Origin of the sequence: Billgrantia pellis (assembly GCF_008297955.1) — a bacterium.
GTDB lineage: Bacteria > Pseudomonadota > Gammaproteobacteria > Pseudomonadales > Halomonadaceae > Halomonas > Halomonas pellis.
Genome location: NZ_VTPY01000007.1, coordinates 190,217 through 214,433, shown reverse-complemented (window position 1 = coordinate 214,433; position 24,217 = coordinate 190,217). Strand labels below are relative to the sequence as shown.

26 protein-coding genes are annotated in these 24,217 nt (G+C 66.7%); 21 read left to right on the top strand and 5 right to left on the bottom strand.

Annotation, left to right across the window (positions count from 1 at the left end; all coding sequences use genetic code 11):
• Positions 1-58: 58 nt before the first annotated feature.
• Positions 59-427 carry a DUF6746 family protein gene (locus F0A17_RS18200; protein WP_149329775.1) on the top strand — a complete coding sequence of 123 codons (369 nt, stop codon included), beginning with the start codon at positions 59-61 and terminating at the stop codon, positions 425-427.
• A gap of 46 nt (positions 428-473) precedes the next feature.
• Here the strand turns inward: F0A17_RS18200 and F0A17_RS18195 are convergent, their stop codons facing one another.
• Complete coding sequence (locus tag F0A17_RS18195; protein ID WP_149329774.1) at positions 474-1,064, bottom strand: DUF4202 domain-containing protein; 591 nt, start codon at positions 1,062-1,064, stop codon at positions 474-476.
• Between the two features lie 158 nt (positions 1,065-1,222).
• On the opposite strand from F0A17_RS18195, the gene F0A17_RS18190 reads away from it, so the two are divergent.
• Together F0A17_RS18190 and F0A17_RS18185 are read left to right on the top strand one after the other, a co-directional pair.
• The gene (locus F0A17_RS18190; RefSeq protein WP_149329773.1) at positions 1,223-1,642 is read left to right on the top strand and encodes a DUF6746 family protein; all 420 of its coding nucleotides are present in this window, start codon (positions 1,223-1,225) and stop codon (positions 1,640-1,642) included.
• Positions 1,643-1,724: 82 nt separating this feature from the next.
• Positions 1,725-2,726, top strand: coding sequence for an aldo/keto reductase (locus tag F0A17_RS18185; protein WP_149329772.1), 1,002 nt, complete (start codon positions 1,725-1,727; stop codon positions 2,724-2,726).
• Position 2,727: 1 nt separating this feature from the next.
• On the opposite strand, the gene F0A17_RS18180 is transcribed toward F0A17_RS18185, so the two are convergent.
• A complete protein-coding gene (locus F0A17_RS18180; RefSeq protein WP_149329771.1) occupies positions 2,728-3,324 on the bottom strand; it encodes a malonic semialdehyde reductase in 597 nt (198 codons plus the stop codon).
• Positions 3,325-3,432: 108 nt separating this feature from the next.
• Positions 3,433-3,966 (bottom strand): cytochrome b, encoded by a 534-nt coding sequence (locus tag F0A17_RS18175; protein WP_149329770.1) that lies wholly within the window; start codon positions 3,964-3,966, stop codon positions 3,433-3,435.
• Between the two features lie 238 nt (positions 3,967-4,204).
• Between F0A17_RS18175 and F0A17_RS18170 the strand changes: the two genes are divergently transcribed.
• The 10 genes from F0A17_RS18170 (at position 4,205) to bktB (ending at position 14,598) form a co-directional block, all read left to right on the top strand.
• Positions 4,205-4,870 carry a hypothetical protein gene (locus F0A17_RS18170; protein WP_149329769.1) on the top strand — a complete coding sequence of 222 codons (666 nt, stop codon included), beginning with the start codon at positions 4,205-4,207 and terminating at the stop codon, positions 4,868-4,870.
• Between the two features lie 108 nt (positions 4,871-4,978).
• Positions 4,979-5,869, top strand: a complete 891-nt coding sequence (locus tag F0A17_RS18165) for a metal ABC transporter permease (RefSeq protein ID WP_149329768.1) — start codon at positions 4,979-4,981, stop codon at positions 5,867-5,869.
• Positions 5,870-5,970: 101 nt separating this feature from the next.
• The gene (locus tag F0A17_RS20610; RefSeq protein WP_187774735.1) at positions 5,971-6,126 is read left to right on the top strand and encodes a hypothetical protein; all 156 of its coding nucleotides are present in this window, start codon (positions 5,971-5,973) and stop codon (positions 6,124-6,126) included.
• Positions 6,126-6,863, top strand: a complete 738-nt coding sequence (locus F0A17_RS18160; protein ID WP_149329767.1) for a metal ABC transporter ATP-binding protein — start codon at positions 6,126-6,128, stop codon at positions 6,861-6,863. Before F0A17_RS20610 ends, F0A17_RS18160 begins: the two co-directional genes overlap by 1 nt.
• Positions 6,857-7,747, top strand: coding sequence for a metal ABC transporter permease (locus F0A17_RS18155; RefSeq protein ID WP_149329766.1), 891 nt, complete (start codon positions 6,857-6,859; stop codon positions 7,745-7,747). Before F0A17_RS18160 ends, F0A17_RS18155 begins: the two co-directional genes overlap by 7 nt.
• Positions 7,748-7,781: 34 nt before the next feature.
• Positions 7,782-8,912 carry a metal ABC transporter solute-binding protein, Zn/Mn family gene (locus F0A17_RS18150; RefSeq protein WP_149329765.1) on the top strand — a complete coding sequence of 377 codons (1,131 nt, stop codon included), beginning with the start codon at positions 7,782-7,784 and terminating at the stop codon, positions 8,910-8,912.
• Between the two features lie 466 nt (positions 8,913-9,378).
• Positions 9,379-10,599: an ABC transporter substrate-binding protein gene (locus tag F0A17_RS18145; protein WP_149329764.1), complete on the top strand. Its 1,221-nt coding sequence runs from the start codon at positions 9,379-9,381 to the stop codon at positions 10,597-10,599.
• Positions 10,600-10,641: 42 nt separating this feature from the next.
• Positions 10,642-12,204 carry a fatty acyl-CoA synthetase gene (locus F0A17_RS18140; protein ID WP_149329763.1) on the top strand — a complete coding sequence of 521 codons (1,563 nt, stop codon included), beginning with the start codon at positions 10,642-10,644 and terminating at the stop codon, positions 12,202-12,204.
• Positions 12,205-12,207: 3 nt separating this feature from the next.
• Positions 12,208-13,365: an acyl-CoA dehydrogenase family protein gene (locus F0A17_RS18135; RefSeq protein ID WP_149329762.1), complete on the top strand. Its 1,158-nt coding sequence runs from the start codon at positions 12,208-12,210 to the stop codon at positions 13,363-13,365.
• A gap of 45 nt (positions 13,366-13,410) precedes the next feature.
• Positions 13,411-14,598, top strand: a complete 1,188-nt coding sequence (bktB, locus tag F0A17_RS18130; protein ID WP_149329761.1) for a beta-ketothiolase BktB — start codon at positions 13,411-13,413, stop codon at positions 14,596-14,598.
• Here the strand turns inward: bktB and F0A17_RS18125 are convergent, their stop codons facing one another.
• Complete coding sequence (locus tag F0A17_RS18125; protein WP_149329760.1) at positions 14,599-15,606, bottom strand: AraC family transcriptional regulator; 1,008 nt, start codon at positions 15,604-15,606, stop codon at positions 14,599-14,601.
• A gap of 119 nt (positions 15,607-15,725) precedes the next feature.
• Here F0A17_RS18125 and F0A17_RS18120 point away from each other — a divergent pair, with 119 nt between their 5' ends.
• The 6 genes from F0A17_RS18120 (at position 15,726) to F0A17_RS18095 (ending at position 22,340) form a co-directional block, all read left to right on the top strand.
• Positions 15,726-16,415, top strand: coding sequence for an ABC transporter ATP-binding protein (locus tag F0A17_RS18120; protein ID WP_149329759.1), 690 nt, complete (start codon positions 15,726-15,728; stop codon positions 16,413-16,415).
• Positions 16,415-18,910 carry an ABC transporter permease gene (locus F0A17_RS18115; protein WP_149329758.1) on the top strand — a complete coding sequence of 832 codons (2,496 nt, stop codon included), beginning with the start codon at positions 16,415-16,417 and terminating at the stop codon, positions 18,908-18,910. Before F0A17_RS18120 ends, F0A17_RS18115 begins: the two co-directional genes overlap by 1 nt.
• Positions 18,907-20,061, top strand: coding sequence for a lipocalin-like domain-containing protein (locus F0A17_RS18110; RefSeq protein ID WP_149329757.1), 1,155 nt, complete (start codon positions 18,907-18,909; stop codon positions 20,059-20,061). The genes F0A17_RS18115 and F0A17_RS18110 overlap by 4 nt, the downstream gene beginning before the upstream one ends.
• A 20-nt stretch (positions 20,062-20,081) precedes the next feature.
• Entirely contained in the window at positions 20,082-20,996 is a 915-nt protein-coding gene (locus tag F0A17_RS18105; protein ID WP_149329756.1) for a LysR family transcriptional regulator, read from the top strand.
• Positions 20,997-21,079: 83 nt separating this feature from the next.
• Positions 21,080-21,523, top strand: a complete 444-nt coding sequence (locus tag F0A17_RS18100) for a DoxX family protein (protein ID WP_149329755.1) — start codon at positions 21,080-21,082, stop codon at positions 21,521-21,523.
• Positions 21,524-21,602: 79 nt separating this feature from the next.
• Positions 21,603-22,340, top strand: a complete 738-nt coding sequence (locus F0A17_RS18095; protein ID WP_149329754.1) for a DODA-type extradiol aromatic ring-opening family dioxygenase — start codon at positions 21,603-21,605, stop codon at positions 22,338-22,340.
• A gap of 15 nt (positions 22,341-22,355) precedes the next feature.
• Here F0A17_RS18095 and gloA read toward each other — a convergent pair whose 3' ends face one another.
• Positions 22,356-22,889 (bottom strand): lactoylglutathione lyase, encoded by a 534-nt coding sequence (gene gloA, locus F0A17_RS18090; RefSeq protein ID WP_149329753.1) that lies wholly within the window; start codon positions 22,887-22,889, stop codon positions 22,356-22,358.
• Between the two features lie 135 nt (positions 22,890-23,024).
• Here gloA and F0A17_RS18085 point away from each other — a divergent pair, with 135 nt between their 5' ends.
• Positions 23,025-23,543, top strand: coding sequence for a C40 family peptidase (locus F0A17_RS18085; protein WP_149329752.1), 519 nt, complete (start codon positions 23,025-23,027; stop codon positions 23,541-23,543).
• Positions 23,544-23,597: 54 nt separating this feature from the next.
• Positions 23,598-24,212, top strand: a complete 615-nt coding sequence (gene thiE / locus F0A17_RS18080) for a thiamine phosphate synthase (RefSeq protein WP_149329751.1) — start codon at positions 23,598-23,600, stop codon at positions 24,210-24,212.
• The last annotated feature ends 5 nt before the right edge of the window (positions 24,213-24,217 follow it).

Sequence of the window (24,217 nt, the reverse complement as noted above, 5' to 3'; positions counted from 1 at the left end):
TCGATGAGAGTGGTAAATGTGCAAACACAAACCATTCTCATTTGATAGGAGACGCGTCATGAAGAAACGACTGCTGCCTGCGCTGTCGGCCGTTGTGGTCGCTGCCACCGCTCAGGCCAGCCCACCTACCGAGCACTTCAAGGGCGAACCCGCCGACACCCTGAGCCAGGCGGTGGCCAACTTCTCGGAACATAACCAGCGATTCGCCGAGCTGCTCGCCCAGGACGAACTGAGCCTCGAGGACCTCGGCACCATCCACGAACTCACCTACACCCTCGAAAACGCGCTGGAGAAGATCAACAAAGAAGCGGACGCAATGGCGGTCGACCTGGAAGAGGTACATCTGGGCTCCGAGACCGGCGACTTCGAACGCGTGCAGAGCCACGGCGCCAACTACCTGGAAGCGGCCCAGACGCTGGTACCCTGAAACGCCAAGTCCCGGCCGGCGACGGTCGGACCGGGACTGTCTTCGCCTAGCCCGCCAGCGCCTCTTCCACCACGGCCCGCGCCTCGTCGCTCATCGGCAGCGTCAGCGCCAGTTCCCGTGCCCGCGGCGACATCTTGCCCCAGGTCTTCTGCACGATGCGCACCAGGTGATCGCGCTCCACCTGTCGGGAGAAGTCGGCGAAATAGTTCACGAGGAACACCAGGCAGGCGCAATCCTCCACCGCCTGGGCGCCAGCATCACGGCCCAGCCCCTGCTTGCGTATCATCCGCGCCGCCTGCTCGGCCTGCTCCGCCGGATAGCCGGCCGCTTCCATCAGCGTGGCCGTGGTCTCCCCGGCCCGCTTGCCCTGGTCGCGGCGCCAGGTGAGATAACCCACGCGCCCCTCGGGATATTCGCTGCGCGGCACCTGCCAGCGCTGCAGGTGCTGGGCACGCACCGCGATCCGCGTCAGCTCGTCGGGTGCCTCCACCACGCGTGTCAGCCAGGCACTCATGCGGCCCGCATGCCACAGCTCCAGCGGCAGAGATTCACCCTCGACCTCCACCCGCCTCGGGTCCTCGGCGTGCAGGGCGTCAAGCTCGGACATGACACGCTGATACGGAGATTGATCTGACATGGGGGTTTCCTTCCAAAGCCTTGTCCATTCAGCATACCGCACCCGGCAAGCTGGCCGGTAACTCGGCCGGCGGCGCCAACCCAACAGTTGCCGCCTTGTAACCCACTGAATCTCAACCTAACTTAGAAATTACCTATCGAAGGCCATGGAGATGCCCGATGAAACGCGCTGCTCTGATCCCATTTCTCGCCCTGCTGGCGCTTGGCGTTCATGCCAGCGAGCAGGAACGCGATGTCGATGCCGCCGACGACAAAGTCGAAGCGGAGCTCAAGGAGGAACTCGAGCAATCCCAGGGTCAGTCCGTCGAGACCCTTCAAGACGCCGTGGACGCCCTGGAGCTGCGCAACGACCTGCTCGACGTGCTGCTTACCAAGGAAGAGCTAACAGAAGGGGATATCGCCATCGTCCAACAGCTCACCGAGACCATCGAGAATGCCCTGGCAAAGATCGATGAGGCGCTCGACGCCATGAGCGATCAAGTGCAGGAAGTGAAGGCTGGCGCCGAGAGCACCGATGTCGAACGCATCCGGGAGAACGGAAAGGCCTATCTGGAAAAGTACCGCACGCTACGGGAGTGACCTCCCTGCCGGATTTGCGCCCCTTGCGATGCCATGCCCCGCCTCGGCATGATGGCAGACGATCATCAGCCCAAGGATTCTCATGTCGACCGTCCTGCAGCGCCTCGCGGAAGTTGAATCGCCCAGCATCGGCCTGGGTTGTATGAACCTGTCTCACGGGTACGGGATTCACGTTCCCGAACCCGAGGCACTGCGTGCCCTCGATGCCGCGTTCGACATGGGCTATCGCCACTTCGATACCGCGACCCTCTACGGCGCCACGGCCAACGAGCGCTTGGTCGGCAAGGCCTTGGCGGGCAAGCGCCACGGGATCCTGCTGGCCAGCAAGTGCGGCCTGGCCATGGACCCCGACCTCGGCAAGCGCGTCATCGACGGGCGCCCCGAGACGATCCGCCGGCAGTGCGAGGAGAGCCTTGAGCGCCTGCGCACCGACCACCTGGATCTCTACTACCTGCACCGCCTGGATCGCAACGTGCCCATCGAGGAGAGCGTCGGCGCGCTGGGCCGGCTGGTGGAGGAAGGCAAGATACGCGCCGTTGGGCTCTCGGAAGTATCCGCCACCACTCTGCACCGCGCCCGGACCGAATACCCCATCGCCGCGGTGCAGTCCGAATACTCGCTGTGGACCCGCAACCCCGAGATCGCACTGATCGAAGCCTGCCGCGAGGCGGATACGGCGCTGGTGGCCTTCAGCCCGCTGGGCCGGGGCTTCTTGACCGGCTCTCTCAAGGACCCGGCCACCCTCGAAGAAGGCGACATGCGACGCAGCATGCCGCGCTTCAACGCCGAGAACTACCCCAAGAACCTGCGCCTGTTGGCCGATGTCACGGCCATCGCGAATGAGCTGGGAATCTCCCCTGCCCAGCTAGCCCTGGCCTGGCTCAAGGCCCAGGGAGACGACATCATCCCCATCCCCGGGACCCGCTCCGTCGAGCACATGCGCGAGAACCTCTCGGCCGAGCCGCTCCGCCTGGAGATCTCCACCGTCACCCAACTCAACGCCGTGATGACACCGGATCAAGTGGCCGGCGCCCGCTACAGCGAGGCGCAGCAGGCGGATGTGGATACGGAGGAGTTTGAGTAACTCAAACCACCTCTGCCACTTCCTCAAACGCCAACCTCGCCCCCCTTGGGCGCTGGCTCGCCGGGTCGCCCACGCCCAGGTTGACCAGGAAGTTGCTCTTGTATCGGCCGTCGGGGAAAAACTCTTCGTCGACCATGGCATTGTCGAAACCGCTCATGGGGCCGGCGTCGAGCCCCAGCATACGAGCGGCAAGGATCAGGTAAGCGCCCTGCAGGGTGCCGTTGCGCCAGGCGGTGTCACCGGCTTTTTCGGGGTTGGCGGCGAAGCGCTCGCGGGCGTTGGGCGAGCTGGGAAATACCTTGGGCATGTACTCGAAGAAACGGGTGTCGATGGCCACGATCACGGTGACCGGCGCGTCGTGAGACTTGTCGCGGTTGCCTTCGGAGAGTGCCGGCATCAGGCGCGACTTGCCCTCGTCGCTTACCACGAAGACGTAACGCGCCGGCTGGCAGTTCATCGAGGTCGGCCCCCACTTCAGCAGGTCGTAAAGCCGACGCAGGGTGGCCTCGTCAATGGGCTCGGGGCGAAAGCCGTAATGCGTGCGTGCCTCGCGAAAAACCGTATCGAGCGCGATATCGTCAAGCGGCTGGCGTGGCATGAGGCTCTCCAGATCACATATTCTTAGACTCTACGCCTTTGCTCATGGCACGTCACGGCCGGCCGGCTCACTCAAATCGCCATGCTGCCGGGGGACGTGAGCTTAGGCTCAGGAAAGCGAACGCCGCCCCACCATGCGTACCAGCACGTCCTGTTTGCCCAGGCGACGGTGCATGAACACCATGGCAACATGGCCGGCCACCAGCGCCAGCAGTGTCCAGCCCAGCAGGCCGTGCAAGAGGCTGCCGAGGGAGGTCATCCACTGGATTTCCCCTTCGAAACCCGCCATCAGCGGTAGGCCGAAAGGTGAAAAGGCGCGCCCGGAGCCGTACTGGCGCAATAGCGCGACGGCGGGCACCGCGATCATCAGCGCGTACAGCGCCAGATGCCCCAAGGTGGCGGCCAGATTCAGCGAGCGTGGGCGGCGATGGCGCTCGCGCAAGGCCCAGGCGAGGCGCACGATGACAAGCCACATCAACAGGGTGCCGGTGAGCTTGTGCGTGGGCCAGAAGAATTCGTCCAGCGCGCTGTCGGGCAACAGGGCGTGTGCCCCTGCGGACACGAATTGCCAAGCGAACAGGGCTGCCATGCCCCAGTGCAGGTAGCGGGCGACTCGCCCGTAATGCGTTGTCGATCCGTTCATGCGGGTCCCTTCGTTCAATTGGCCTGCCGCCATCCTAGCCATTCAATGCGAATGGAATATGAAAATAGAGGCATCCCGCCGGACGGGCGGCCCTAACCGATAGCCACCGGATGATACCTGCGCTGAAGTAGCACGACGGCATACAGCGGCTCCTCGCGGCCGGGTGTCGTCATGTGGGACGCCGTCTCGGTGAATGCTACTGTTAAGGCCATCCCCAAGGCTTGACAAGGATCCCCTCATGCCCCGTTGCCGCTTCCTGCCGTTCGTGTGCGCCGCCCTGATGGCTGTCGTCTCCCCGCTGGCCTCGGCGCAATCGGCCGAACGGGAGTGGCAGGCCTATGAAGAGGCCCTCGCCCGCGGCGAGCGCCAGGCCAACGTGTGGCAATACGGCTGGGCCGGGGTATACGCCACCACATTGGCGGTGAATGCCTATCAGGCCAGCGAGGCGAGCGATCGCGACGACCGCTATGATGCCCGGGTCGGAGTCGTGAAGTCGGCCCTGGCCCTAGGTGGCACGCTGATGGATCGTCAACCCCATCCTGCAGCCTATCGCGAGCTGCGCCAGAGCGATGGCAACCTCGAGAGCGCCCGGCGGTTAATGCAGGCCGTGGTGGCGGAGGAGCGTCGACGCCGCAGCCTTGAGTCACGCCTGGGGTCGCTGGCGGTTAACCTGGCCTCGGGCCTGTTGATCGGTGTGGGCGATGGTCGCGAGCGTGACGGTGCCATCAACTTCGCCACCGGCATGCTGGTCAGCGAGCTGCAGCTACAGACTCAGCCGCGCCAGGCTACGGCGGCGATCAATCGCTTCCAGCCGGCGCGGGTGTCGTTCGGCGATATCCACCTCGAAGGCGAGTATGCACTGCTGGTGACACCCCACCAATTGGGGGTGGCGCTGCGTTATTGAGCCAGGCGGCTCTCTCGGCAGGCCACGAACCGCAATGAACAAGCGAATGTTGGCGAGGCTAATATGTTATGTTATAACGTATTCATTCGCTTTTCTTGGTAGATTCCCATGCTGGATGCCATGCTCTGGTGGTTCACCGCGCCGCTGGAATACACGTTCATGCGCCGTGCCGTGGTGGCTTGCCTGGCGCTGTCGCTCACCGCGCCCGTGCTTGGCGTGCTATTGACGTTGCGTGGCATGAGTCTGATGGGCGAGGCCCTGTCGCATGCCATTCTTCCCGGCGTGGCGGTTGCCTTCATGCTCGCCGGGTTCTCCCTGCCGGCGATGATGCTCGGTGGCGTGGCGGCCGGCTTCGTGACGGTGGCTGTCGCCGGCGGCGTGACCCAGTTCAGCGGGTTGAAAGAGGATGCCGCCATGGCCAGCCTGTTCCTGGTGGCCATGGCCGGCGGGGTACTGATCGTCACGCGCTCGGGCAATGCGCTGGACCTGGGACATGTGCTGTTCGGTACGGTGCTCGGTGTCGACAACGCCACACTGCTGCTGGTGGCGCTGGCCGGCAGCCTGATCCTGGCCGGGCTGGCCATCGCCTTCCGGGCATTGGTCATGGAGGCGCTCGATCCGCTTTTCCTGTCACTGCAGGGGCGTCACGCCGGCTGGACCCACGCCCTGTTCATGATGCTGGTAGTGCTGAATCTGGTGGTCGGCTTCCAGACGCTAGGGACATTGATGGCCGCCGGACTGATGCTGCTGCCGGCCGCGGCGGCCCGTTACTGGAGCCAGCGGCTCGAGGGCATGCTGGCGATCGCCGTCGGCCTGTCGCTCGTGACCAGTGTCATGGGGCTACTGGTGTCCTATCATGCGGAGTTGCCCACCGGCCCCTCGATCGTATTGCTCGCGGGGTTGGGATATGGCGTTTCGATCGTCATGGGTCCCTGCCGGGGACTGCTGGTTCGCTACCGCCGGCCACTACGACAGGAGGCGATGCGGGAAAGGGGGTGACAATGCTCCTTGTCCGCCAAAACGGAGTACCTGCCTGCCCCTCCCCAACGGCCGGCTTATTTGTTATGTTATATCCTATTTTATTTCGCGAGGGCCATCGCATGGCACACCGCTCACATTCGCACCGGCATCGCCCCGAGGGGCCATGTCATTTTTCTCTGATGTCGCTTTCCGCCCGGCGGCGCCTGCTGCTGGCTGCCGTGCCGCTGGCCGTGCTCTGGCTGGCCGTTTCCTGGGCGGCGGGATGGTGGGGCTGATGGAAGCACAGCACGCTTCACGCCTACGGCTGCACGACCTGCAGCTGGCCCAGGCCAACCGCACCGTGCTCGAGCACGTTGAAGGTCGTTTTCGCGACGGCGCCATCACCGCGCTGGTGGGAGCCAACGGCGCCGGCAAGAGCACGTTGATTCAGGGCATCATGGGCATGCTTCGTCCGGTACGCGGCCGCGTGGAGTGCAGCGTACCCAAGGAGCGTCGCGCCTGGCTACCGCAGCAGCTCGCACTCGATCTCACCTTTCCGATGAGCGTCGAGGAGCTGGTAATGACCGGCTGCTGGCCGAGTCACGGTGCGCTCACCGGCTACTGTGCCCGCCACTACCGCCGCGGTCGCGAGGTCATGGCACGGTTGGGCATCTCGCACTTGGCCCACCGTCCGCTGGGTGAACTCTCCGGCGGTCAGCGCCAGCGCGCGCTGATCGGGCGTACGCTGATGCAAGAGGCCGAGCTGCTGCTGCTCGACGAGCCTTTCGCCAACGTCGATGTCGAGACGGTCGACGTGCTGATGACGGTGCTGCGCGATATGGCCGCCACTGGCGTCACCATCATTGTCGTGCTGCACGACATGGAGCAGCTCTCCCGCCTGGCCGATGAAGTCGTGGTACTCAACAGCGGCCATGCCGAGTGGACCTCGGTCGAGTCGATCGCACGGGGGCAGGCGTCCGTGGCCGGCACGGCGCGGCTCTCTCTGGGTATCCCGGGGGTGCGTGCATGCTAGCGCTGTTGCATGAATGGTTGATCGGCCCCTTCGATTACGGCTTCATGCGCCGCGCCGCGGTAGGTGGGCTGGCCCTGTCACTGGCGGCGCCGCCCATGGGCGTGTTCCTGATGCTGCGTGGCATGAGCCTGATCGGCGACGCCATGGCCCATGCCATTCTGCCCGGTGTGGCGCTGGGTTTCCTGCTGGCCGGTTTCTCGCTGCCGATCATGAGCCTGGGCGGCGTGCTCTCAGGTCTGCTGGTAGCGGTGCTGGCAGGCAGCGTGTCGCAGATGACCGGCCATCGCGAGGATTCCGCCATGGCCAGCTTTTTCCTGATCTCGCTGGCGGCCGGGGTGATGCTCGTTTCGCTGGGCGGCAGCAGCGTCGATCTGACCCATGTGCTGTTCGGCTCGATTCTGGCGGTGAACACCACGGCGCTGCTGTTGATCGCCGCAATCAGCAGCGTGATCGTGATCACCTTGGCGGTGATCTTCCGCGCCCTGGTCGTGGAGTGCCTGGACCCGCTATTCCTACGCGGCCAGGGCATGCAGGGCGGTCTGGTGCACGGCGTTTTCCTCGGACTGGTGGTGCTCAACCTGACCGCCGGCTTCCAGACACTGGGCACGCTGATGGCGGTGGGCTTGATGATGCTGCCCGCCACCACCGCGCGCTTCTGGAGCAAGCGGCTGGAGGGGCTGATCAGCATTGCCATCGTTCTGGCGATGGTCGCCAGCACCGGCGGGCTGCTGCTGTCCTACCACCTCAGTATCCCTTCGGGCCCTGCGATCATCCTGCTGGCGGGCATCGGCTATATCGCCTCGGCCCTGTTCGGCCGCTACCACAGCTTGCTGACACGGCTACGCCGCCAGGCCGAACCGCTGGGCGCGCCCGAACCCCACTGACATTTTCCCGGAACCCACTGAAGGAGCCCCCGACATGCTTGCCTCTCGTTCCACTGCCCTGGCCATCGGCGCCTCGGCTATGCTGGCCCTGCCCACCGCGTTTGCCACCGAGCGCCTCCAGGTCGTCGCCAGCTTCAGTATTCTGGCCGACATGGCCATGAACGTGGGCGGCGAGCATGTCGAGGTGACCGCACTGGTCGGCCCCGATAGCGACACTCATGTCTTCTCGCCAAGCCCGCGCGACGCTCGGGCACTGGCCGAGGCCGACCTGGTCGTCTTCAACGGCCTGCGCTTCGAAGGTTGGATGGAGCGGCTGCTCGACTCCAGCGATTACGCCGGCCCGCTGGTCACCGCCAGCGATGGCATCGATACGCTGGCCTACCATGGGCATGAGCACGACCATGCCCATGGTTATGACAACGTGCATCGCCACGACCACGACCACGACCACGACCACGACCACGACCACGACCACGACCACGACCACGACCACGACCACGACCACGACCACGACCACGACCACGACCACGACGAGCAGGATAATGACGATCACGGTCATGGCGAGGCTTCTGCGCACTACGGCCACGATCACGGCGACGACGACCCGCACGGCTGGCAGGACCTGGCCATGGGCAAGGTGTACGTGGCCAACATCCGCGACGGCTTGATCGAGGCCGACCCGGACAACGAGGCCGACTACCGCGAGAACGCCGAACGCTACATCAACGAGCTGGAGGCCACCGATGCCGAGTTACGTGAGCTGATCGGTGAGATCCCCGCCTCCACCAGCGTGATCACCGGCCACGACTCCTTCGGGTACTTCGCCAGCGCCTACGGCTTGCGCTTCCTTTCGCCGGTGGGGCTTTCCTCCGAGGCCGAACCCAGCGCCGCCGACATGGCACGCCTGATCGACGTGATCCGCGAGCAGAACGTCAAGGCGCTGTTCCACGAGAACATGACCAGCCCGGCCGTCATCAACCAGCTGGCCGAGGAGACCGACCTGCCCATCGCCGGCACGCTCTACGCCGATGCGCTCGCCAGCGAAGGCGAAGCCAGCACCTACCTCGGCATGATGCGCCACAACGCCCAGGTACTACACGGCGCCTTGGCCGAGCCGGATCGTCAGGATCATGGCGACGACCACGATCATGACCACAGCCATTAAACGCTATCCACGTTGATGTAGGGGGCGCCAGGCGCCCCCTTTTTCATTACGACATCCGCCGATTGCTTCATGCTCAATGCTGTCAGTGCCGAACCCGCGCTTGGCACGTTCTGTCGGGCGCACGTCAGTTTCCTGTCAACCTTTACCCTCCCCCATACACCACTTAGCCTTCGTTTTAATTATTTTTTTAGCCTTTATTCACGCTAAGAAAAAAGCCCGCCAACATTCAACGAAAGTCTTGAGGAACCCAAACTTTGCCAGAATGGCACGAAATGCAAAAACTCTGGCGTGATGCGTAAACACGCCTCTCCGCTTTGCTCCTACCATGATCGGGCATGTCGCGTACCGGGATGCGTCATACACGGCGATTCACACCGTATTCACAGCGCTTCACAGGCTTGGCCACAGGGTTATCCACAGCCTGAGCCGTACGCAAGCCATCACAACAACAAACAAAGGCCGCATCATGACCATCGCACGCCGTTTCACCTTGGGGGCGCTATCCGCTTCCATTTTGCTCACCGGCCAAGCCGCGCAGGCCGAGATCACCGACAACGAGATCCGCATCGGCTATCTGGCCGACATGTCCGGTCCCTATCGCGATCCCATCGGACCGAATGGCCTGGAGGCGATCCGAATGGCCATCGAGGAGGTCGGCGGCAGCGTGGCCGGCGCCAGCATCGACGTCTTCAGTGCCGACGACCGCAACAGCCCCGACGTGGGCTCGAGCGTGGTGCGCGAGTGGATCGACCAGCGCAACGTCGACATGGTCACCGGGCTGGTGGCGTCTTCGGTCACGCTGGCCGCCGTGCGACTGCTGGAAGAGGAGAACCGCCTGGGGCTGGTCAACGGCGCCGTCTCTTCGGGTGTCACCAACGAGAGCTGCTCGCCCAATCACATCCACTGGGTCTACGATACCTGGGCCATGTCCAACGGTACCGCCAAGGCGATCACCCAGGAAGGCCATAAGGACTGGTATCTGCTCAGCGCCGACTACGCCTTCGGCCACGCCCTGGAAGGCGACGTGGAGCGGGTGGTCACCGAGAATGGCGGCACCGTGGTCGGCAAGGCGCGCCATCCCTTCCCCAGCAGTGATTTCTCGTCGTTCCTGCTGCAGGCCCAGGCCTCCGGCGCCGACGTGATCGCGCTCAACAACGCCGGCGCCGACACCATCAACGCCATCACCACCGCCGGCGAATTCGGCATCACCCAGGCGGGCCAGGTGCTGGCCGGCATGGTGCTGTTCAGCACCGATATACGCAGCATCGGCCTGGATGCCGCCCAGGGCCTGCAGTTCACCAAGTCCTGGTATTACGACCTCAACGACGAGACCCGCGCCTGGGCCGAGCGCTTCCGTGAGCGCACCGGCAGCATGCCGACCATGGTCCACGCCGGGCTCTACTCCAGCACGCTGCACTATCTGCAGGCCGTCGACGCCGTCGGTACCGACGAAGCCCAAGCCGTACGTCAGCAAATGGCGGCCACGCCGATCAACGACATCTTCGCCACGGGCGGCTACATCCGCGAAGACGGCCGCATGGTCCATGACATGTACCTGGTCGAGGTGAAGACACCGGAAGAATCGCAGAATGAGGACGACCTGTTCCGCGTGGTGCGCACCATTCCCGCCGAGGAGGCGTTCCGCCCGCTGTCGGAGAGCCAGTGTCACCTGGTCGACAACACCTGAGCGTTTCGTTCACGACCCATAAACAAGCACAAGAGGATCGTCATGAGCCATACAGTCGAGAATGCTCACAGCAGGATCCAGCAGAACACCATCGGCGCCGCGCTCAGCCGCAGCGCACGCAAGCATGGCAACAAGCTGGCGCTGGCCTTCGAGGGCCGGCGCTGGAACTACGCCGAGCTGAATCGGGCGGTGAACCGAGTCGCCAATCGCCTGCTCGCAGCGGGCCTGGAACCGGGCGACCGCCTGGCCGCCTACGGCAAGAACTCCGACGCCTACGCGATCGCCTGGTTGGCCGCCACCCGGGCCGGCCTGGTGCACGTGCCGGTCAACTTCGCCCTGAGCGCCGACGAGCTGCGCTATATCCTTGAGCAGTCCGGCGCGGCTGGGCTGCTCAGCGATACGAGCCTGGCCGAGAACGTGACGAAGGCGAGCGGAGGGCTCGGCCTCACCCTCGCCGGCACCCTGCATGCGGAAACGCAGGCGGGCTTCGACGTGCTGCAGGTGGCGCTCGACGAAGACAACGGCGACGTCAGCGAGCCCGAGGTAGAAATTGATGCTACCAGCTTGGCCCAGTTGCTCTACACCTCGGGCACCACGGCAGCGCCCAAGGCGGCGATGATGACCCACCAGGCGCTGCTCGCCGAGTACATGGCCTGCATGGTGGAGCTCGACATCAAGGGCGACGAACCGATGCTGGCCGCGCTGCCGCTCTATCATTCGGCGCAGATGCACGTGTTCCTGATGCCGGCGCTGCTGCTCGGTGCCCCGGTGCACCTTCGCATGGCCCCGCTGCCCGACGATTGTCTGGCACAGATCGCCGGCGAGGGCATTGCCTCGTTCTTCGCCCCGCCCACGGTGTGGATTAGCCTGCTGCGCCACTCCGACTTCGATACCTTCGATCTTTCCACGCTGAAGAAGGCCTACTACGGCGCCTCGATCATGCCGGTGCCGGTGCTCGAGGAACTGCAGCGGCGACTTCCCGGCGTGGGGCTCTATAACTGCTACGGCCAGAGCGAGATCGCCCCGCTGGCCACGGTGCTGCGCCCCCAGGAGCATGCCGAGCGCCCGGCGTCGGCGGGCCGCCCCATTCTCACGGTGGAGACGCGCATCGTCGATTTGGAGATGAACGACGTGCCGCCCGGTGAGCACGGCGAAATCGTGCATCGCTCGCCGCAGCTGCTCACCGGCTACTGGGACAAGCCCGACATGACCGACGAGGCCTTCGCCGGCGGCTGGTTCCACTCCGGCGACGTGGGGTACTTCGACAAGGCGGGCTATCTCTACGTGGTCGACCGCATCAAGGACGTGATCAACACCGGCGGCGTGGTGGTGGCCAGCCGCGAGGTGGAAGAGGGACTGTTCAAGCACCCGGCCGTCTCCGAGGTCGCCGTGGTGGGCCTGCCCGATGCGAAGTGGATCGAGGCGATCACCGCCGTGGTGGTCGCCAAGGAGGGCATGGAGGTGAGCGAAGAGGAGCTGATCGCCCACGCCAAGGCCCATATGGCGCCCTACAAGGTGCCCAAGCGGATCCTGTTCGCCGAGGCCCTGCCCAAGAGCACCGCCGGTAAGATTCTCAAGCGCCACCTGCGCAAGGACCTGAGCTGACCCATGACTGAAACGCAAGACGACCTGACGCCGCTGTTCCACGACACCATCCGCCGCTTTCTCGAGCAGGAAGTGGCGCCCCACTACGAGGCGTGGGAGGCCGCCGGCGAGATGCCGCGTTCGCTGTGGCACAAGCTCGGCGAGGCCGGCCTGCTCGGCATCGACCTGCCCGAGGAGATGGGTGGCAGTGGCGCCGACTTCGCCATCGTCCAGCTGGCGCTGGAGGAGATATCGCGTCAGGGCTTCGGCGGGCTGGCCAGCGCCTACAACATTCACGCCAACATCGTCATGCCCTACCTGCTGCACATCGCCACGCCGACGCAGCGCGAGTGCTGGCTGCCGGCCATGGCCCGCGGCGAGGCGATCGGCGCCATCGCCATGACCGAGCCCGGCGCGGGCAGCGACCTGGCGGCGATGAAGACCCGCGCCAGCCGCACCGGCAACGGCTGGCGACTCGACGGCAGCAAGCTGTTCATCACCAACGGCCAGGTGGCCGACCTGGTCATCGTCTGTGCCAAGACCGACCCCGGCGCCGGGGCCCGCGGCGTATCGCTCTTCCTGGTCGACACCGCGCTTGCCGGCTTCTCCCGCGGCCAGCCGATCAAGAAAATCGGCCAGCACGCCAGCGACACCGCCGAGCTGTTCTTCGACGACCTGCGGCTGCCCGAAGATGCCCTGCTCGGCGAGGAAGGCTCGGGTTTTCCCTACTTGATGCAGGAGCTGCCCCGCGAGCGCCTCGGCGTGGCGGCCCAGGCGCTGGGCGCCATGGAAGGGGCGCTGGGGCTGACCCTCGACTACGTGCGCGAACGCCGCGCCTTTGGCCGCGCCGTGGGCGACTTCCAGAACACCCGCTTTACCCTGGCCGAGGTGCGTGCCCAGATCGACATGGGCCGCGCCTACTTCGAGCAGTGCGTGGCCAAGCATCGCCGCGGCGAGATGAGCACCACCGACGCCGCCATTCTCAAGCTGCAGCTCAGCGAGATGCAGTGCCGCACCATCGACGCCTGCCTGCAGCTGTTCGGCGGCTACGGTTATACCCGGGAATACCCGATTTCGCGCTTCTACCTGGATGCCCGCGTTCAGACCCTCTACGCCGGCACCTCGGAAATCATGAAGGAAGTGATCGCCCGCTCGCTGCTCGGCAAGAGCGACGCGGCCTGATGGCTTGCTCAGGCAATCGAAGAACGAAGAACACAGGAGAGTTTCATGCGGCTCGATTCCGTCGTCATTCTCGGCAGCGCCCGCACCGCCATCGGCAGCTTCGGCGGCAGCCTGGCCGGGCTTGCTCCCCATGAGCTGGGCACCGCTACCGCCCGCGAGGCGCTGGTCCGCGCCGGCGTCGAGGCCGGAGAGGTCGATCACGCCGTCTACGGCCATATCATCACCACCGGGTCACAGGACGCCTACCTGGCCCGGCATATCGCCCTGGAGGCCGGCGTACCCGAAGGCGCGGCGGCGTTCAACGTCAATCGCCTGTGCGGCTCCGGGGTGCAGGCGATCCTCTCCGCCGCCCAGCAGATCGTGCTCGGCGACAGCCGCCTGGCGCTGGCCGGCGGCGCCGAGTCGATGAGCCGCGGCGCCTACCTGTTGCCGCCCCAGGCGCGCAACGGCCTGCGCATGGGCCACGCCAGCGTCACCGACCTGACCCTCGGCGTGCTCAGCGACCCCTTCGGCAGCGGCCACATGGGGGTCACCGCCGAGAACATCGCCAAGCGCTGCGAGCTCGGCCGCGAGGCGATCGACCGCTTCGCCCTGGAGAGCCACCAGAAGGCCGCCCGCGCCATCGCCGAGGGCCGTTTCGAGGGTCAGATCGTGCCGGTCACGGTGCGCGAGGGCAAGAACGAGCGCCAGTTCGCACGCGACGAGCACGTGCGCGACGGCATCACACTGGAGGACCTCGCCCGCCTCAAGCCCGCCTTCACCAAGGAGGGCGTGGTCACCGCCGGCAACGCCTCGGGCATCAACGACGGCGCCGCCAGCCTGGTACTGGCCCACGCCGACGAGGCCGACCGCCGCGGCCTGGCCCCCCGCGCCCGGCTGATCGCCGCCAGCACCGCCGGGGTCGAGCCCAGCCTGATGGGCCTGGGGCCGATTCCCGCCGTACGCCGCTGCCTCGACGAAGCGGGGCTTTCCATCGCCGATATCGATGTGATCGAGTCCAACGAAGCCTTCGCCGCCCAGGCCATGGCGGTGGCCCAGGAGCTCGACTTCCCTGCCGAGCGCCTCAATCCCAACGGCGGCGCCGTGGCGTTGGGGCATCCCGTCGGCGCCACCGGCGCGATCCTCACGATCAAGGCGCTGGCCGAGCTGGAACGCACCGGCGGCCGCTACGGGCTGATCACCCTGTGCATCGGGGGGGGACAAGGCATCGCCCTGTTGATCGAGCGCTGCTGATCAGGCCATCGGCTGTGGCGCCCGCCGATAGGCGGCGGGCGAATTGCCCGTCCAGGCCTTGAAGGCGCGGCTGAAGCAGGCCAGGTCCTGAAAGCCCAGCGCGTCGGCAATGGCCGGCAGCGGCCGCTCGGAGCGGGTCAGCGCCTGGATGGCGAAGTCGCGCCGGAACTCGTCCTTCACCGCCTGGTAGTGAGTGCCCTCATCGGCGAGTCGCCGCGCCAGGGTTCGCGCCGACATGTGCAGCGCCGAAGCCACGTCGCGCACCGAGCTCGAAGAGGCCAGGTGACGCGAGAGGTGTTCGCGAACCCGGTGCGAGACCAGGCGATCGGCGAAGGAGACGTAGAACCAGTCGGCCGGCGCCCGGCGCAGGAAGGCGCCCAGGTGCTGCTTGGTCTGGCGGATTGGCTGTTCGAGCAGGGCGGCGTCGAAGTACATGGCGGTCTGCGGCTGTCCGAAGCTCACCCTGCCGGGATAGAAGTAACGGTAGTCGGAACTGTGGGCCGGCTGGTCGTAGGCGCACTCCATCTTCAGCGGTGGGATCTTGCGCGCGATCATCCACGAGGCGATGCCGTGGAACAATTTGAGCATTAGCTCGTGTATCAGGATACGGCTGCCTGCGGGCGGCCGATGCTCCACCAGCGCCACCCTCGCCAGGCCATCCTCGACGCCATGCTCATAACCGAAGTCGTCCAGCACGATACGAAAGAACAGCGTGTAGCGGTGCAGCGCCACCTTCAGCGTGGGTGCCTCCAGCACGCTCAGGCACAGCAGCTTGAGCGTGCCGCCACGCAGCGGACGGGCGAAGAAGCCCGGTGTCTCGTCGTCACGGTCGTTGACCAGTAACCGGTAAAGCGTGGCGAATTGTTCCACGGTGACTCGCCCATGGGGGGCGGCAAGCAGGAACGGCGGGATCCCGGCGCGCACAAGATACGCCTCGCGAGCCGCTTCGCTCTTGGGCACGCCGCGGAACAGCTCATTGACGAAATGCATGGATACCGTGACGGACACGCCCCTCTCCCTTGGTTCGCCTGGCAGAACCGATCATGCCGACATGGTAAGTTACCTGCAGCCTTGGCCAGTTACTCTGCGACCATGGCATCATCGCCGCAACATCGACGGGAGCCGCCATGCTCGAATTCAACCAGGTGCACAAGGCCTATGCCACGCCCCAAGGGCCGCTCGTTGTGCTCGAAGGGATCGACCTGCGCCTGGGTGGCGGCGAGAGCCTGGCACTGATGGGCGAATCCGGTAGCGGCAAGTCGACCCTGTTGCACCTGGCGGCGGGGCTCGACCTGCCGGATGCCGGTGAAGTAAACGTTGCCGGACACGCAATTTCCGCCCTGAACGAACCGTCACGCGCCCGGCTGCGCCGCGATACCCTGGGGCTGGTCTTTCAGCAGTTCCACTTGGTGCCGAGCCTGAACGTATTCGATAACCTGCGGCTGCAGGCGCGACTGGCCGGGCGCGAGCGTCCCGAGTGGTCGACGCACCTCGCCGAACGGCTGGGCCTGGCCGGGCTGGAGCGCCGCTACCCCGAACAGCTTTCCGGCGGCCAACAGCAGCGTCTGGCCATCGGCCGTGCGTTGGCGCCCCGCCCCGCCCTGCTGCTTGCCGACGAACCCACCGGCAACCTCGACGAGGCCAGCGCCGGTGACGTGCTGGAGCTGCTGCTCGAGCTGGTGCGCGAGGCCGGCAGCGCCTTGCTGATGGTGACCCACAGCCCGCAGGTGGCGACGCCGTTGGACCGCTGCCTGCGGCTGACCCATGGCCGGCTCGAGCCTCTCGAGGAATACGATCAGGAGGCGAGCCGCCGCTGATGCTGACCGCCCTGGTGACATTGCTTTCGCACTACAAGCGCCACCCCGGCCAGCTCGCCATGCTGCTGCTGGGGCTGTGGGTGGCCGGTGCACTGTGGAGCGGCGTACAGGCGATCAATGCCTCGGCCCGCGACAGCTACGCCCGCGCCGAGGCGCTGTTCAGCACCGGGCTAGACCGCCTGGAACGCCGCGACGGCGAGCCATTGACCCGCGAGGATTATCTGCGCCTGCGTCGCGCCGGGCTGCCCGTCTCGCCGCTGCTCGAAGGCACGCTGGAAGCGTCCGACGGCACCGAGCTGCGCGTGATCGGTGTCGACCCCTTCACCCTGCCCGGCGACAGCGCCTTTGCCGCCGCCTCGAGCCAGGGCGAGCTGACCGATTTTCTCACCCCGCCGTGGCAGACCCGCATTGCCCCGGATACCTTGCCTGCGCTGGGCGTGAACGCCCGCGAGGCCCCCGGCGCCGAGCCGCGCCTGGCCACAGGCCGGCTGCCGCCGCTGGTGCTCTCCCCCATGCTGCCCCCGGGCACCCTGGTGATGGACATCGCCGCCGCCGCGGTGCTGCTCGATAGCGGCGAGCGGCTGTCGCGGCTGGTCACCGCACCCAAAGCGCTCGAGCATCCTCCCGAGGGGCTGGTGCTGACCCGCGCGACCACGCTGGTCTCGCCCGGCCAGCTTACCGAGAGCTTTCACCTCAACCTCACCGCCATGGCGCTGCTGGCGCTGGTCGTGGGGCTCTTCATTGTGCAGGCGGCTCTGGGCCTGGCGCTGGAGCAGCGCCTGGGCATGCTGCGCACGTTGCGCGCGCTGGGCGTGTCGGGCCGCGGCCTGGTCGGGCTGCTCGCGCTGGAACTTGTGCTGCTGGGTGTCATCGGCGCCCTGGCCGGCATCGCCAGCGGCGTGTGGCTGGCCCGCGTGCTGCTGCCCGACGTGGCGGCCACCCTGGGCAGCCTCTACGGCGCCGATGTGGCGGTCATGCTCAACCTCCCCTGGCATTACTGGCTTGGCGGGCTCGGCGTCACCCTGGGTGGGCTGCTGCTGGCGGGCAGCGGCGTGCTGTGGCGAGCCGCCAGGCTGAGCGTGCTGGGCCTGGGCCAGGCCCAGGCCTGGCGCGCCGGTTTCCTACGCCAGCTGCGCGGCATGGCGCTGACGGGGGGCGCCGTCGCGGCGGGTGGCCTGGGGCTGTGGGTCTGGCTCACACACCAACCTACCGGCGAAGGGCTACTGGCCGGCTTCGGCCTGATCGCCGCGCTGCTGTTGACCAGCGCACTACTGCTACCGCCGCTGCTGGCCCTGGCGCTGGCCGGGCTCGGCCGGCTAATGCGGCGCCGGCCGTTGGCGCAGTGGGCGCTGGCCGACCTGAAGCTGCAGCTGCCGCGCCTGGCGCTGGCCATGATGGCGCTACTGATCGCGCTCTCCGCCAACCTGGGCGTGAGCAGCATGGTCGGCGGCTTCCGCCTCACCTTCCTCGAATGGCTCGACCAGCGCCTGGTGGCGGACTACTACCTGCGCCCGGCTCCCGAGCAGTTCGATGCGGTGCAGGCGTGGCTGGCCGAGCGCCCCGAGGTCGCCGAACTGCTGCCGACCCGCCATGCCGAGGCCACCCTGCTAGAGGTCGAAGGAACCGGCGGGGCACGCACGCCGCACCTGCCGGTCGGCCTCTACGGCATCACCCCCGGCGAATCGCTGATCCCGAGCTGGCCGCTGCTCGCGACCCAGGCCGGCCGCGACGCCGCCTGGCAGTCGTTCGCCGCGGGCGAGGCGTTCGTCAACGAGCAGTTGGCCATCGACCAGGGCCTCGCCCCGAGCGATCGTCTGACGCTGTCGGCTCCGGGCGGGCAAGAGACACTCGTGGTAGCGGCCGTCTACCCCGACTACGGCAACACCCGCGGCGAGGTGCTGCTGGCCACGCCGAAGTTGGCCGAACGCTTCGCCGCCACACCCAGCTCGATCGGCATCGTACTCACCGTGGGTGCCGACGAGGTCGGGTTGCGCGACGCGCTGCGCCAGCGTTTCGAACTAGGCAGCGACGCGCTGGTGGATCAGCGCGAGGTGAAGCGGGTCTCCGTCGAGATCTTCGAACGCACCTTCACCATCACCCGGGCGCTGAGCGTGCTGACCCTGGCCGTGGCCGCCTTGGCCCTGCTCGCGAGTCTCTTGGCTCAGGCTCGGGAGCGCCGGCGCCAGCTCGCCCCGCTGTGGGCGCTGGGCGTGCCACGTGCTCGATTGGTCGCCATTCAGCTGGCCCAGCTCGGCGGCATGGCGCTGGCCGTCGGCGCGCTCGCCGTACCGCTGGGAAGCGTGCTGGCACTGGGCCTGGTGGCGGTGATCAATGTCGCCGCCTTCGGCTGGCGCCTGCCGCTGCATGTCTTCCCCGGCGACATCGCCCTGACCCTGGCAACCGCCGGCGCGGTGGCGCTGCTCGCCGCGGCGCTGCCCGCGGCCCGCCTGTGGCGCACGCCGCCCCGTGCCCTGCTGGCGGAGGAAGCGCCATGAAGCCCATCGCTATCCTGACCACCCTGCTGACGACCGCCTGGCTTGCAGGCTGCGCCGACGAGTCCCCGACTAGCGAGGCGGCCGGTTTCGCCGGGCTGGGCGAGGCAGCCGGCGACTTCGCCCAGGCCCGGCCTGGCACGTCCCTGCGCTTCCCGCAAGACCACGCCGCCCACCCGGACTACCGCATCGAATGGTGGTACCTCACCGCCAACCTGGAGGACGAGCGCAGCGAGCCGCTGGGACTGCAGTGGACGTTGTTCCGTCAGGCGATGACACCCCCGGACGAACGCCCCGAGCCCACCCCCTGGGCTGCCGATCAGCTATGGATGGCCCACATGGCGGTATCGCAGGGCGACACCCACCGGGTGGCGGAGCGCTTCGCCCGCAGCCATAGCGCCAGTGAAGAGGGCCAGGCGGGAACGGTTGCCGAACCGTTTCGCGCTTGGATCGATCACTGGCAGTTGGCCAGCCATGTAGAAACGTCAGGCGAAGCAAGCAAGACCGACACCTTCGCCGAGCTTTCCCTATCGGCGCACCAGGACGACGAGCACGGTGGCTTCGGTTATGACCTGACGCTGACAGCCGAGGGGCCGCTGGTACTGCACGGCGAGGCCGGCTTCAGCCAGAAGGCCGCCGACGGCCAAGGCTCGTTCTACTACAGCCAGCCGTTCTGGCGCATTGAAGGCGAGGTGACGCTGGATGGCGAGACGCGCATGGTGAGCGGGCGCGGCTGGCTCGATCGCGAATGGAGCAGCCAACTGCTCGACGAACGCCAGCAGGGCTGGGACTGGTTCTCGCTGCACCTGGAGAGTGGCCACAAGCTGATGGCCTTCCAACTGCGCGGCGGCGGCGAGGACGGTGGCGACTACCGCTCGGGCACCTGGGTCACCCCCGAGGGCGAGCCCACCGCACTGGCGCCGGACGCAATCGGCATGACACTGCTCGACACCCGACGCGTGTCGGGGCGTGAAATACCCACCCGCTGGCGCCTGGAGGTTCCCGGCGCCGGATTCGATTTGATCGTCGAGGCGCCCCATGCCGAGCGCTGGATGGATACCAGCGTGCCCTACTGGGAGGGTGAAGTGGTCGCACGCGATGCCGATAGCGGTGAAGATAAGGGCATCGGCTATCTGGAAATGACGGGTTACTGACGCGGCGCGAGGAGGGACCATTGGACCTGCTGGACGCCATGACCGCCTACGTGCGTGTCGCCGAACTCGGCAGCTATACCCGTGCGGCGGAGACGCTGGACCTGTCGCGCACGCGAATTTCGCGGCTGATCATGGAACTCGAGAGCCACCTGGGCGTGCGCTTGCTGCAGCGTACCACCCGGCGGCTGCATCTCACCGAGGCCGGCGAAAGCTACCTCGCCCGCGCCCAGGGCATCCTGCAGGCCCTGGAAGAGGCCGAAGCCGAGCTGGGCGCCGGCAGCACCGAGGTGTGCGGCCGGCTGCGGGTCAACGGCCCGATGTCCTTCGGCATGCGCTTTCTCTCACCGCTGATCACGCGCTTCATGGTCGAGCATCCTGCCCTGGAGGTACGCCTCGACCTCAACGACCGCCGCGTGGATCTGCTGGAAGAGGGCTACGACCTGGCCATCCGCATCGGCAGCTTGCCCGACTCCACTCTGGTGGCACGGCGGCTGGCGCGCTGCCGTATGATAGCGTGCGCCTCGCCCGAGTACCTGGCCCGCTACGGCGAGCCGCGCAGCCTGGCGGAGCTGACCGAGCACCGCTGCCTGCGCTATCGCACCACCGGCGGCAGCGAATGGCAGTTCGGCGGGCAGCGCCTCGCGGTTCACGGGCCGCTGGAGAGCAACAATGGCGACGTGCTGACTCATGCCGCCGAGGCCGGGCTGGGCATTGCCCATCAGCCGAGCTTTCTGATCACCGAGAGCGTCCGGCAGGGGCGCCTGGTACCGCTGCTGCAGGACGAGGGGCCGGTCACCCTGGGGATCTACGGCGTCTACCCGGCGCGACGCCACTTGCCAGCCAAGGTCGAGCGGCTGCTCGACTATCTCGCCGAGGCCTGGGGCGATCCTCCCGAATGGGAGCGGGAGATGGGATTGTTGCCTTTCACGCAATGATGTTGTTCGCCTGGCGATGATTATCCCGTGCAAAGTGCGGCGTAGAGTGAAGGCATTCCCTGACACATCACGGAGCCCTTCCCATGCAAACGCAAGCCACTCAAGCCAGCCCCGCGCTGGTCAGCGCCTCACAGACCCAGTCCCTCCAGGCCCATGCCACCGCCCTGCTGCGCGTGTCGCTCGGCATCATGGCCTTGGCCCACGGCCTGCTCAAGGTGTTCGTCTTCACCGTGCCCGGCACCGTGGGCTTCTTCGAGTCGCTCGGCCTGCCTGCCTTCATCGCCTACCTGACCATTCTGGCCGAAGTCGGCGGCGGCCTGGCGCTGGTGCTCGGCATCTATACTCGCTGGGTGAGCCTGGCCCTGGTGCCCATCCTGCTCGGCGCCGCCTGGGCGCATGCCGGCAACGGCTGGGTCTTCTCCAATCCGGGCGGCGGATGGGAGTATCCGGTGTTCTGGACCGTCACGCTGTTGGTCCAGGCCGGCCTCGGCAGCGGCAGCTTCGTCGTCAGCCGCCGCTTCGCCTGACCTCTCTGCCTGAACTGGCCCACTGCCTGGCGCCGCCCGCGGCGCCAGCCTTCGAGGAGCTATGCCAAGGAGCTTTGCCATGTTGCCCAGCCTGTTCATTTCCCACGGCTCGCCCATGCTGGCCCTCACCCCGGGGCCGGCTCACGATTTCCTGCGCCAGCTTGGCCGGACGCTCTCGCCCAAGGCCATCGTCGTGGTCTCGGCCCACTGGGCCAGCGAGCGCCTGCGGGTGAGCGCCAGCGCCCGTCCCGAGACCATCCACGACTTCGGCGGCTTTCCCCGCGCGCTTTTCGAATGCCAGTACCCGGCGCCGGGCGAGCCTGAGCTGGCATTGCGCCTGGCGCGCCAGCTCAACGCCGTGCCGGTGGAGCGTGGCCTGGACCACGGCGCCTGGGTGCCGCTGTCGCTGATGTTTCCTGCCGCCGACGTGCCGGTGGTGTCGCTGTCGCTGCCGGTGACCTGGTCGAACCAGGCGCTGGTGGAGCTAGGGGAGAAGCTGGCAGTGTTGCGCGCGGAAGGCGTGCTGGTGATCGGCTCGGGCAGCCTGACCCATAACCTCGCCGAGATGCAGGCAGCCGGTACGCCAATGCCGACCTGGGTCGGCGAGTTCACTGACTGGATACACGGGAAGCTGACGACAGGCGAGCGCGACGCCCTGCTTGAGTGGGAAACCGCACCGAAAGCGCGCCGCAACCACCCCACGCCGGAGCATTTCCAGCCGTTGCTGGTAGCGCTTGGCGCGGGCGGCGAGGCACGTCGCCTGCACCACAGCGTGGAGCATGGCGTGCTGGCGATGGACGTCTACGCCTTTACCTGATGCGGCGCGTGTGGCTCAGCTCCCCAACGCACCGAGGCGGTCGGCCTGGACTACCTCGATCCAGTAACCGTCCACGTCCTTGACGAACACGACGTCTTTCATCCTGCCCTGATCCGAGCGCTTGACGAAGGTCACCCGACTGGCGTCGAACCACGCCTCGGCGGCTTCCAGGTCGGGCACCGAGAAACAGATATGGCCAAAGCCCTGGGGCTCGGCATTTCCGTCGTGATAGGCAAACTCGTCCTGGGCCTCGGTGCCCCAGTTATGGGTCAGTTCCAGCAGGCCCGTTTGACGAAAGGTCCACACGGTGCGCTCCTGAGCGTCCTCCGGCACTGGCTCGCCTTCCTCCAGCTTGGCCAGGAAGTAAAGTGAAAAGCCCAGCTCCTCGAAATCCAGCCGGCGAAGCACACGCATGCCGAACACACCGGTATAGAAGGCCAGCGACTTTTCCGGATCCTTGACCCGCAGCATGGTGTGGTTGAGGCGGAAGCCCATGGAATCCGCAGTGGGCGTCTTCACGCCCGGGTGCTGTTCACCCCTGAAGCTCATGCGACTCTCCTTGATCGTCCTATCGGGTAGGAAGATGATGCGTCCCGCCCCGTTTTTTTTCCAGCCGGAGACGGCTGCCACTCCGTCACGCTGTGCGCTAAAGTAGGGGGACGCAGCAATCGATGAGCGATCCCCATGCCGCCCCAACCCTGGCCTCGTTCCACTACCCCGTCCTGCCCATGGCGCCAAGGCCGCGTCGCGGCGTGGCTGCTGTTGCTGGTCCTCTTGGCCGGCTGCGCCAATCGCGACCTGGCCACTCATGATCCGCGGCCCGGTTCGGATGCCCTCTCTATCGAACGCGCCCTGATCCTGGCCACCGCCAAGGAAGCACTGGGTACGCCCTATCGTCTCGGCGGCAATACACCGAAGGGGCTCGACTGCTCGGGCCTGGTGGAGATGGCCTACCGCTCGGCGGGTATCCAGGTGCCGCGCACCGCCGACGAGCAGTATCGCACCTTGCCAGCCGTCGACCGCGCCCAGCCCGGCGACCTGCTGTTCTTCGGCGACCGGCGCAAGGCCACCCATGTCGGCATTTACCGCGGCAATGGCCAGATGATCCATGCCCCCGGGCGGGGGCGGAAAGTGGTCAGCGTGCCATTGGACATCGCCTACTGGCAGGAGAGGTTTCTGGGCGCTGCCGGCCCCGCCCCCTGACGACGCCAAGCCGGGGAGGTACCATTATGGCACTGCCAACCCACCGGTGATGCCATGCGCCTAGACCTTTCCCTTTATCTGGTAACCGATCCCCGGCTCTGTGCCCGCCTTGGATTGGTGGAAACCGTGATGGCCGCCGTGCGTGGCGGCGTCACCATCGTGCAACTGCGTGACAAGCACGCCTCCGACGGCGAAATGATCGACCAGGCAAGACGCCTCAAGGCGGCGCTGGCCGGCAGCGGCGTGCCACTGATCGTCAACGATCGCCTGGCCGTGGCCGCGGAGAGCGGCGCCGACGGCCTGCATCTTGGCCAGGACGATGGCGACGTGGCCGTTGCCCGCAGTGCGCTGGGTGAGCGAGCCATCCTCGGGCTCTCGATACAGAACCACGAGCAGCTCTCTCGCCTCGATCCGACTCCGCTCGACTACCTCGGCCTGGGCCCGGTGTTCGCCACTTCGACCAAGCGGAACCACGCCACGCCGCTAGGCTTCGAAGGCCTCGCGTCGCTGGCGGCGGCCAGCCCACTACCGGCTGTGGCCATCGGCGGTCTCAAGGCCGAGCATGCGACCCGCGTACGCGACGCCGGCGCCCAAGGGCCGGCGGTAATTTCGGCTATCTGCGGACAACCCGACCCGGAAGCGGCCGCACGGGCGTTCTTTGCGAAGTAAGAAAA

Excerpts from the sequence above, each read along its gene's own strand:
- F0A17_RS18140 (WP_149329763.1), top strand. The coding sequence starts at position 10,642 with ATGAGCCATACAGTCGAGAATGCTCACAGCAGGATCCAGCAGAACACC.
- F0A17_RS18165 (WP_149329768.1), top strand. The coding sequence starts at position 4,979 with ATGCTGGATGCCATGCTCTGGTGGTTCACCGCGCCGCTGGAATACACG.
- F0A17_RS18085 (WP_149329752.1), top strand. The coding sequence starts at position 23,025 with ATGCCGCCCCAACCCTGGCCTCGTTCCACTACCCCGTCCTGCCCATGG.
- F0A17_RS18180 (WP_149329771.1), bottom strand. The coding sequence starts at position 3,324 with ATGCCACGCCAGCCGCTTGACGATATCGCGCTCGATACGGTTTTTCGC.
- thiE (WP_149329751.1), top strand. The coding sequence starts at position 23,598 with ATGCGCCTAGACCTTTCCCTTTATCTGGTAACCGATCCCCGGCTCTGT.
- F0A17_RS20610 (WP_187774735.1), top strand. The coding sequence starts at position 5,971 with ATGGCACACCGCTCACATTCGCACCGGCATCGCCCCGAGGGGCCATGT.
- F0A17_RS18150 (WP_149329765.1), top strand. The coding sequence starts at position 7,782 with ATGCTTGCCTCTCGTTCCACTGCCCTGGCCATCGGCGCCTCGGCTATG.
- F0A17_RS18155 (WP_149329766.1), top strand. The coding sequence starts at position 6,857 with ATGCTAGCGCTGTTGCATGAATGGTTGATCGGCCCCTTCGATTACGGC.
- F0A17_RS18095 (WP_149329754.1), top strand. The coding sequence starts at position 21,603 with ATGTTGCCCAGCCTGTTCATTTCCCACGGCTCGCCCATGCTGGCCCTC.
- F0A17_RS18175 (WP_149329770.1), bottom strand. The coding sequence starts at position 3,966 with ATGAACGGATCGACAACGCATTACGGGCGAGTCGCCCGCTACCTGCAC.
- F0A17_RS18190 (WP_149329773.1), top strand. The coding sequence starts at position 1,223 with ATGAAACGCGCTGCTCTGATCCCATTTCTCGCCCTGCTGGCGCTTGGC.
- gloA (WP_149329753.1), bottom strand. The coding sequence starts at position 22,889 with ATGAGCTTCAGGGGTGAACAGCACCCGGGCGTGAAGACGCCCACTGCG.
- bktB (WP_149329761.1), top strand. The coding sequence starts at position 13,411 with ATGCGGCTCGATTCCGTCGTCATTCTCGGCAGCGCCCGCACCGCCATC.
- F0A17_RS18160 (WP_149329767.1), top strand. The coding sequence starts at position 6,126 with ATGGAAGCACAGCACGCTTCACGCCTACGGCTGCACGACCTGCAGCTG.
- F0A17_RS18110 (WP_149329757.1), top strand. The coding sequence starts at position 18,907 with ATGAAGCCCATCGCTATCCTGACCACCCTGCTGACGACCGCCTGGCTT.
- F0A17_RS18115 (WP_149329758.1), top strand. The coding sequence starts at position 16,415 with ATGCTGACCGCCCTGGTGACATTGCTTTCGCACTACAAGCGCCACCCC.
- F0A17_RS18100 (WP_149329755.1), top strand. The coding sequence starts at position 21,080 with ATGCAAACGCAAGCCACTCAAGCCAGCCCCGCGCTGGTCAGCGCCTCA.
- F0A17_RS18170 (WP_149329769.1), top strand. The coding sequence starts at position 4,205 with ATGCCCCGTTGCCGCTTCCTGCCGTTCGTGTGCGCCGCCCTGATGGCT.
- F0A17_RS18145 (WP_149329764.1), top strand. The coding sequence starts at position 9,379 with ATGACCATCGCACGCCGTTTCACCTTGGGGGCGCTATCCGCTTCCATT.
- F0A17_RS18135 (WP_149329762.1), top strand. The coding sequence starts at position 12,208 with ATGACTGAAACGCAAGACGACCTGACGCCGCTGTTCCACGACACCATC.
- F0A17_RS18200 (WP_149329775.1), top strand. The coding sequence starts at position 59 with ATGAAGAAACGACTGCTGCCTGCGCTGTCGGCCGTTGTGGTCGCTGCC.
- F0A17_RS18195 (WP_149329774.1), bottom strand. The coding sequence starts at position 1,064 with ATGTCAGATCAATCTCCGTATCAGCGTGTCATGTCCGAGCTTGACGCC.
- F0A17_RS18185 (WP_149329772.1), top strand. The coding sequence starts at position 1,725 with ATGTCGACCGTCCTGCAGCGCCTCGCGGAAGTTGAATCGCCCAGCATC.
- F0A17_RS18120 (WP_149329759.1), top strand. The coding sequence starts at position 15,726 with ATGCTCGAATTCAACCAGGTGCACAAGGCCTATGCCACGCCCCAAGGG.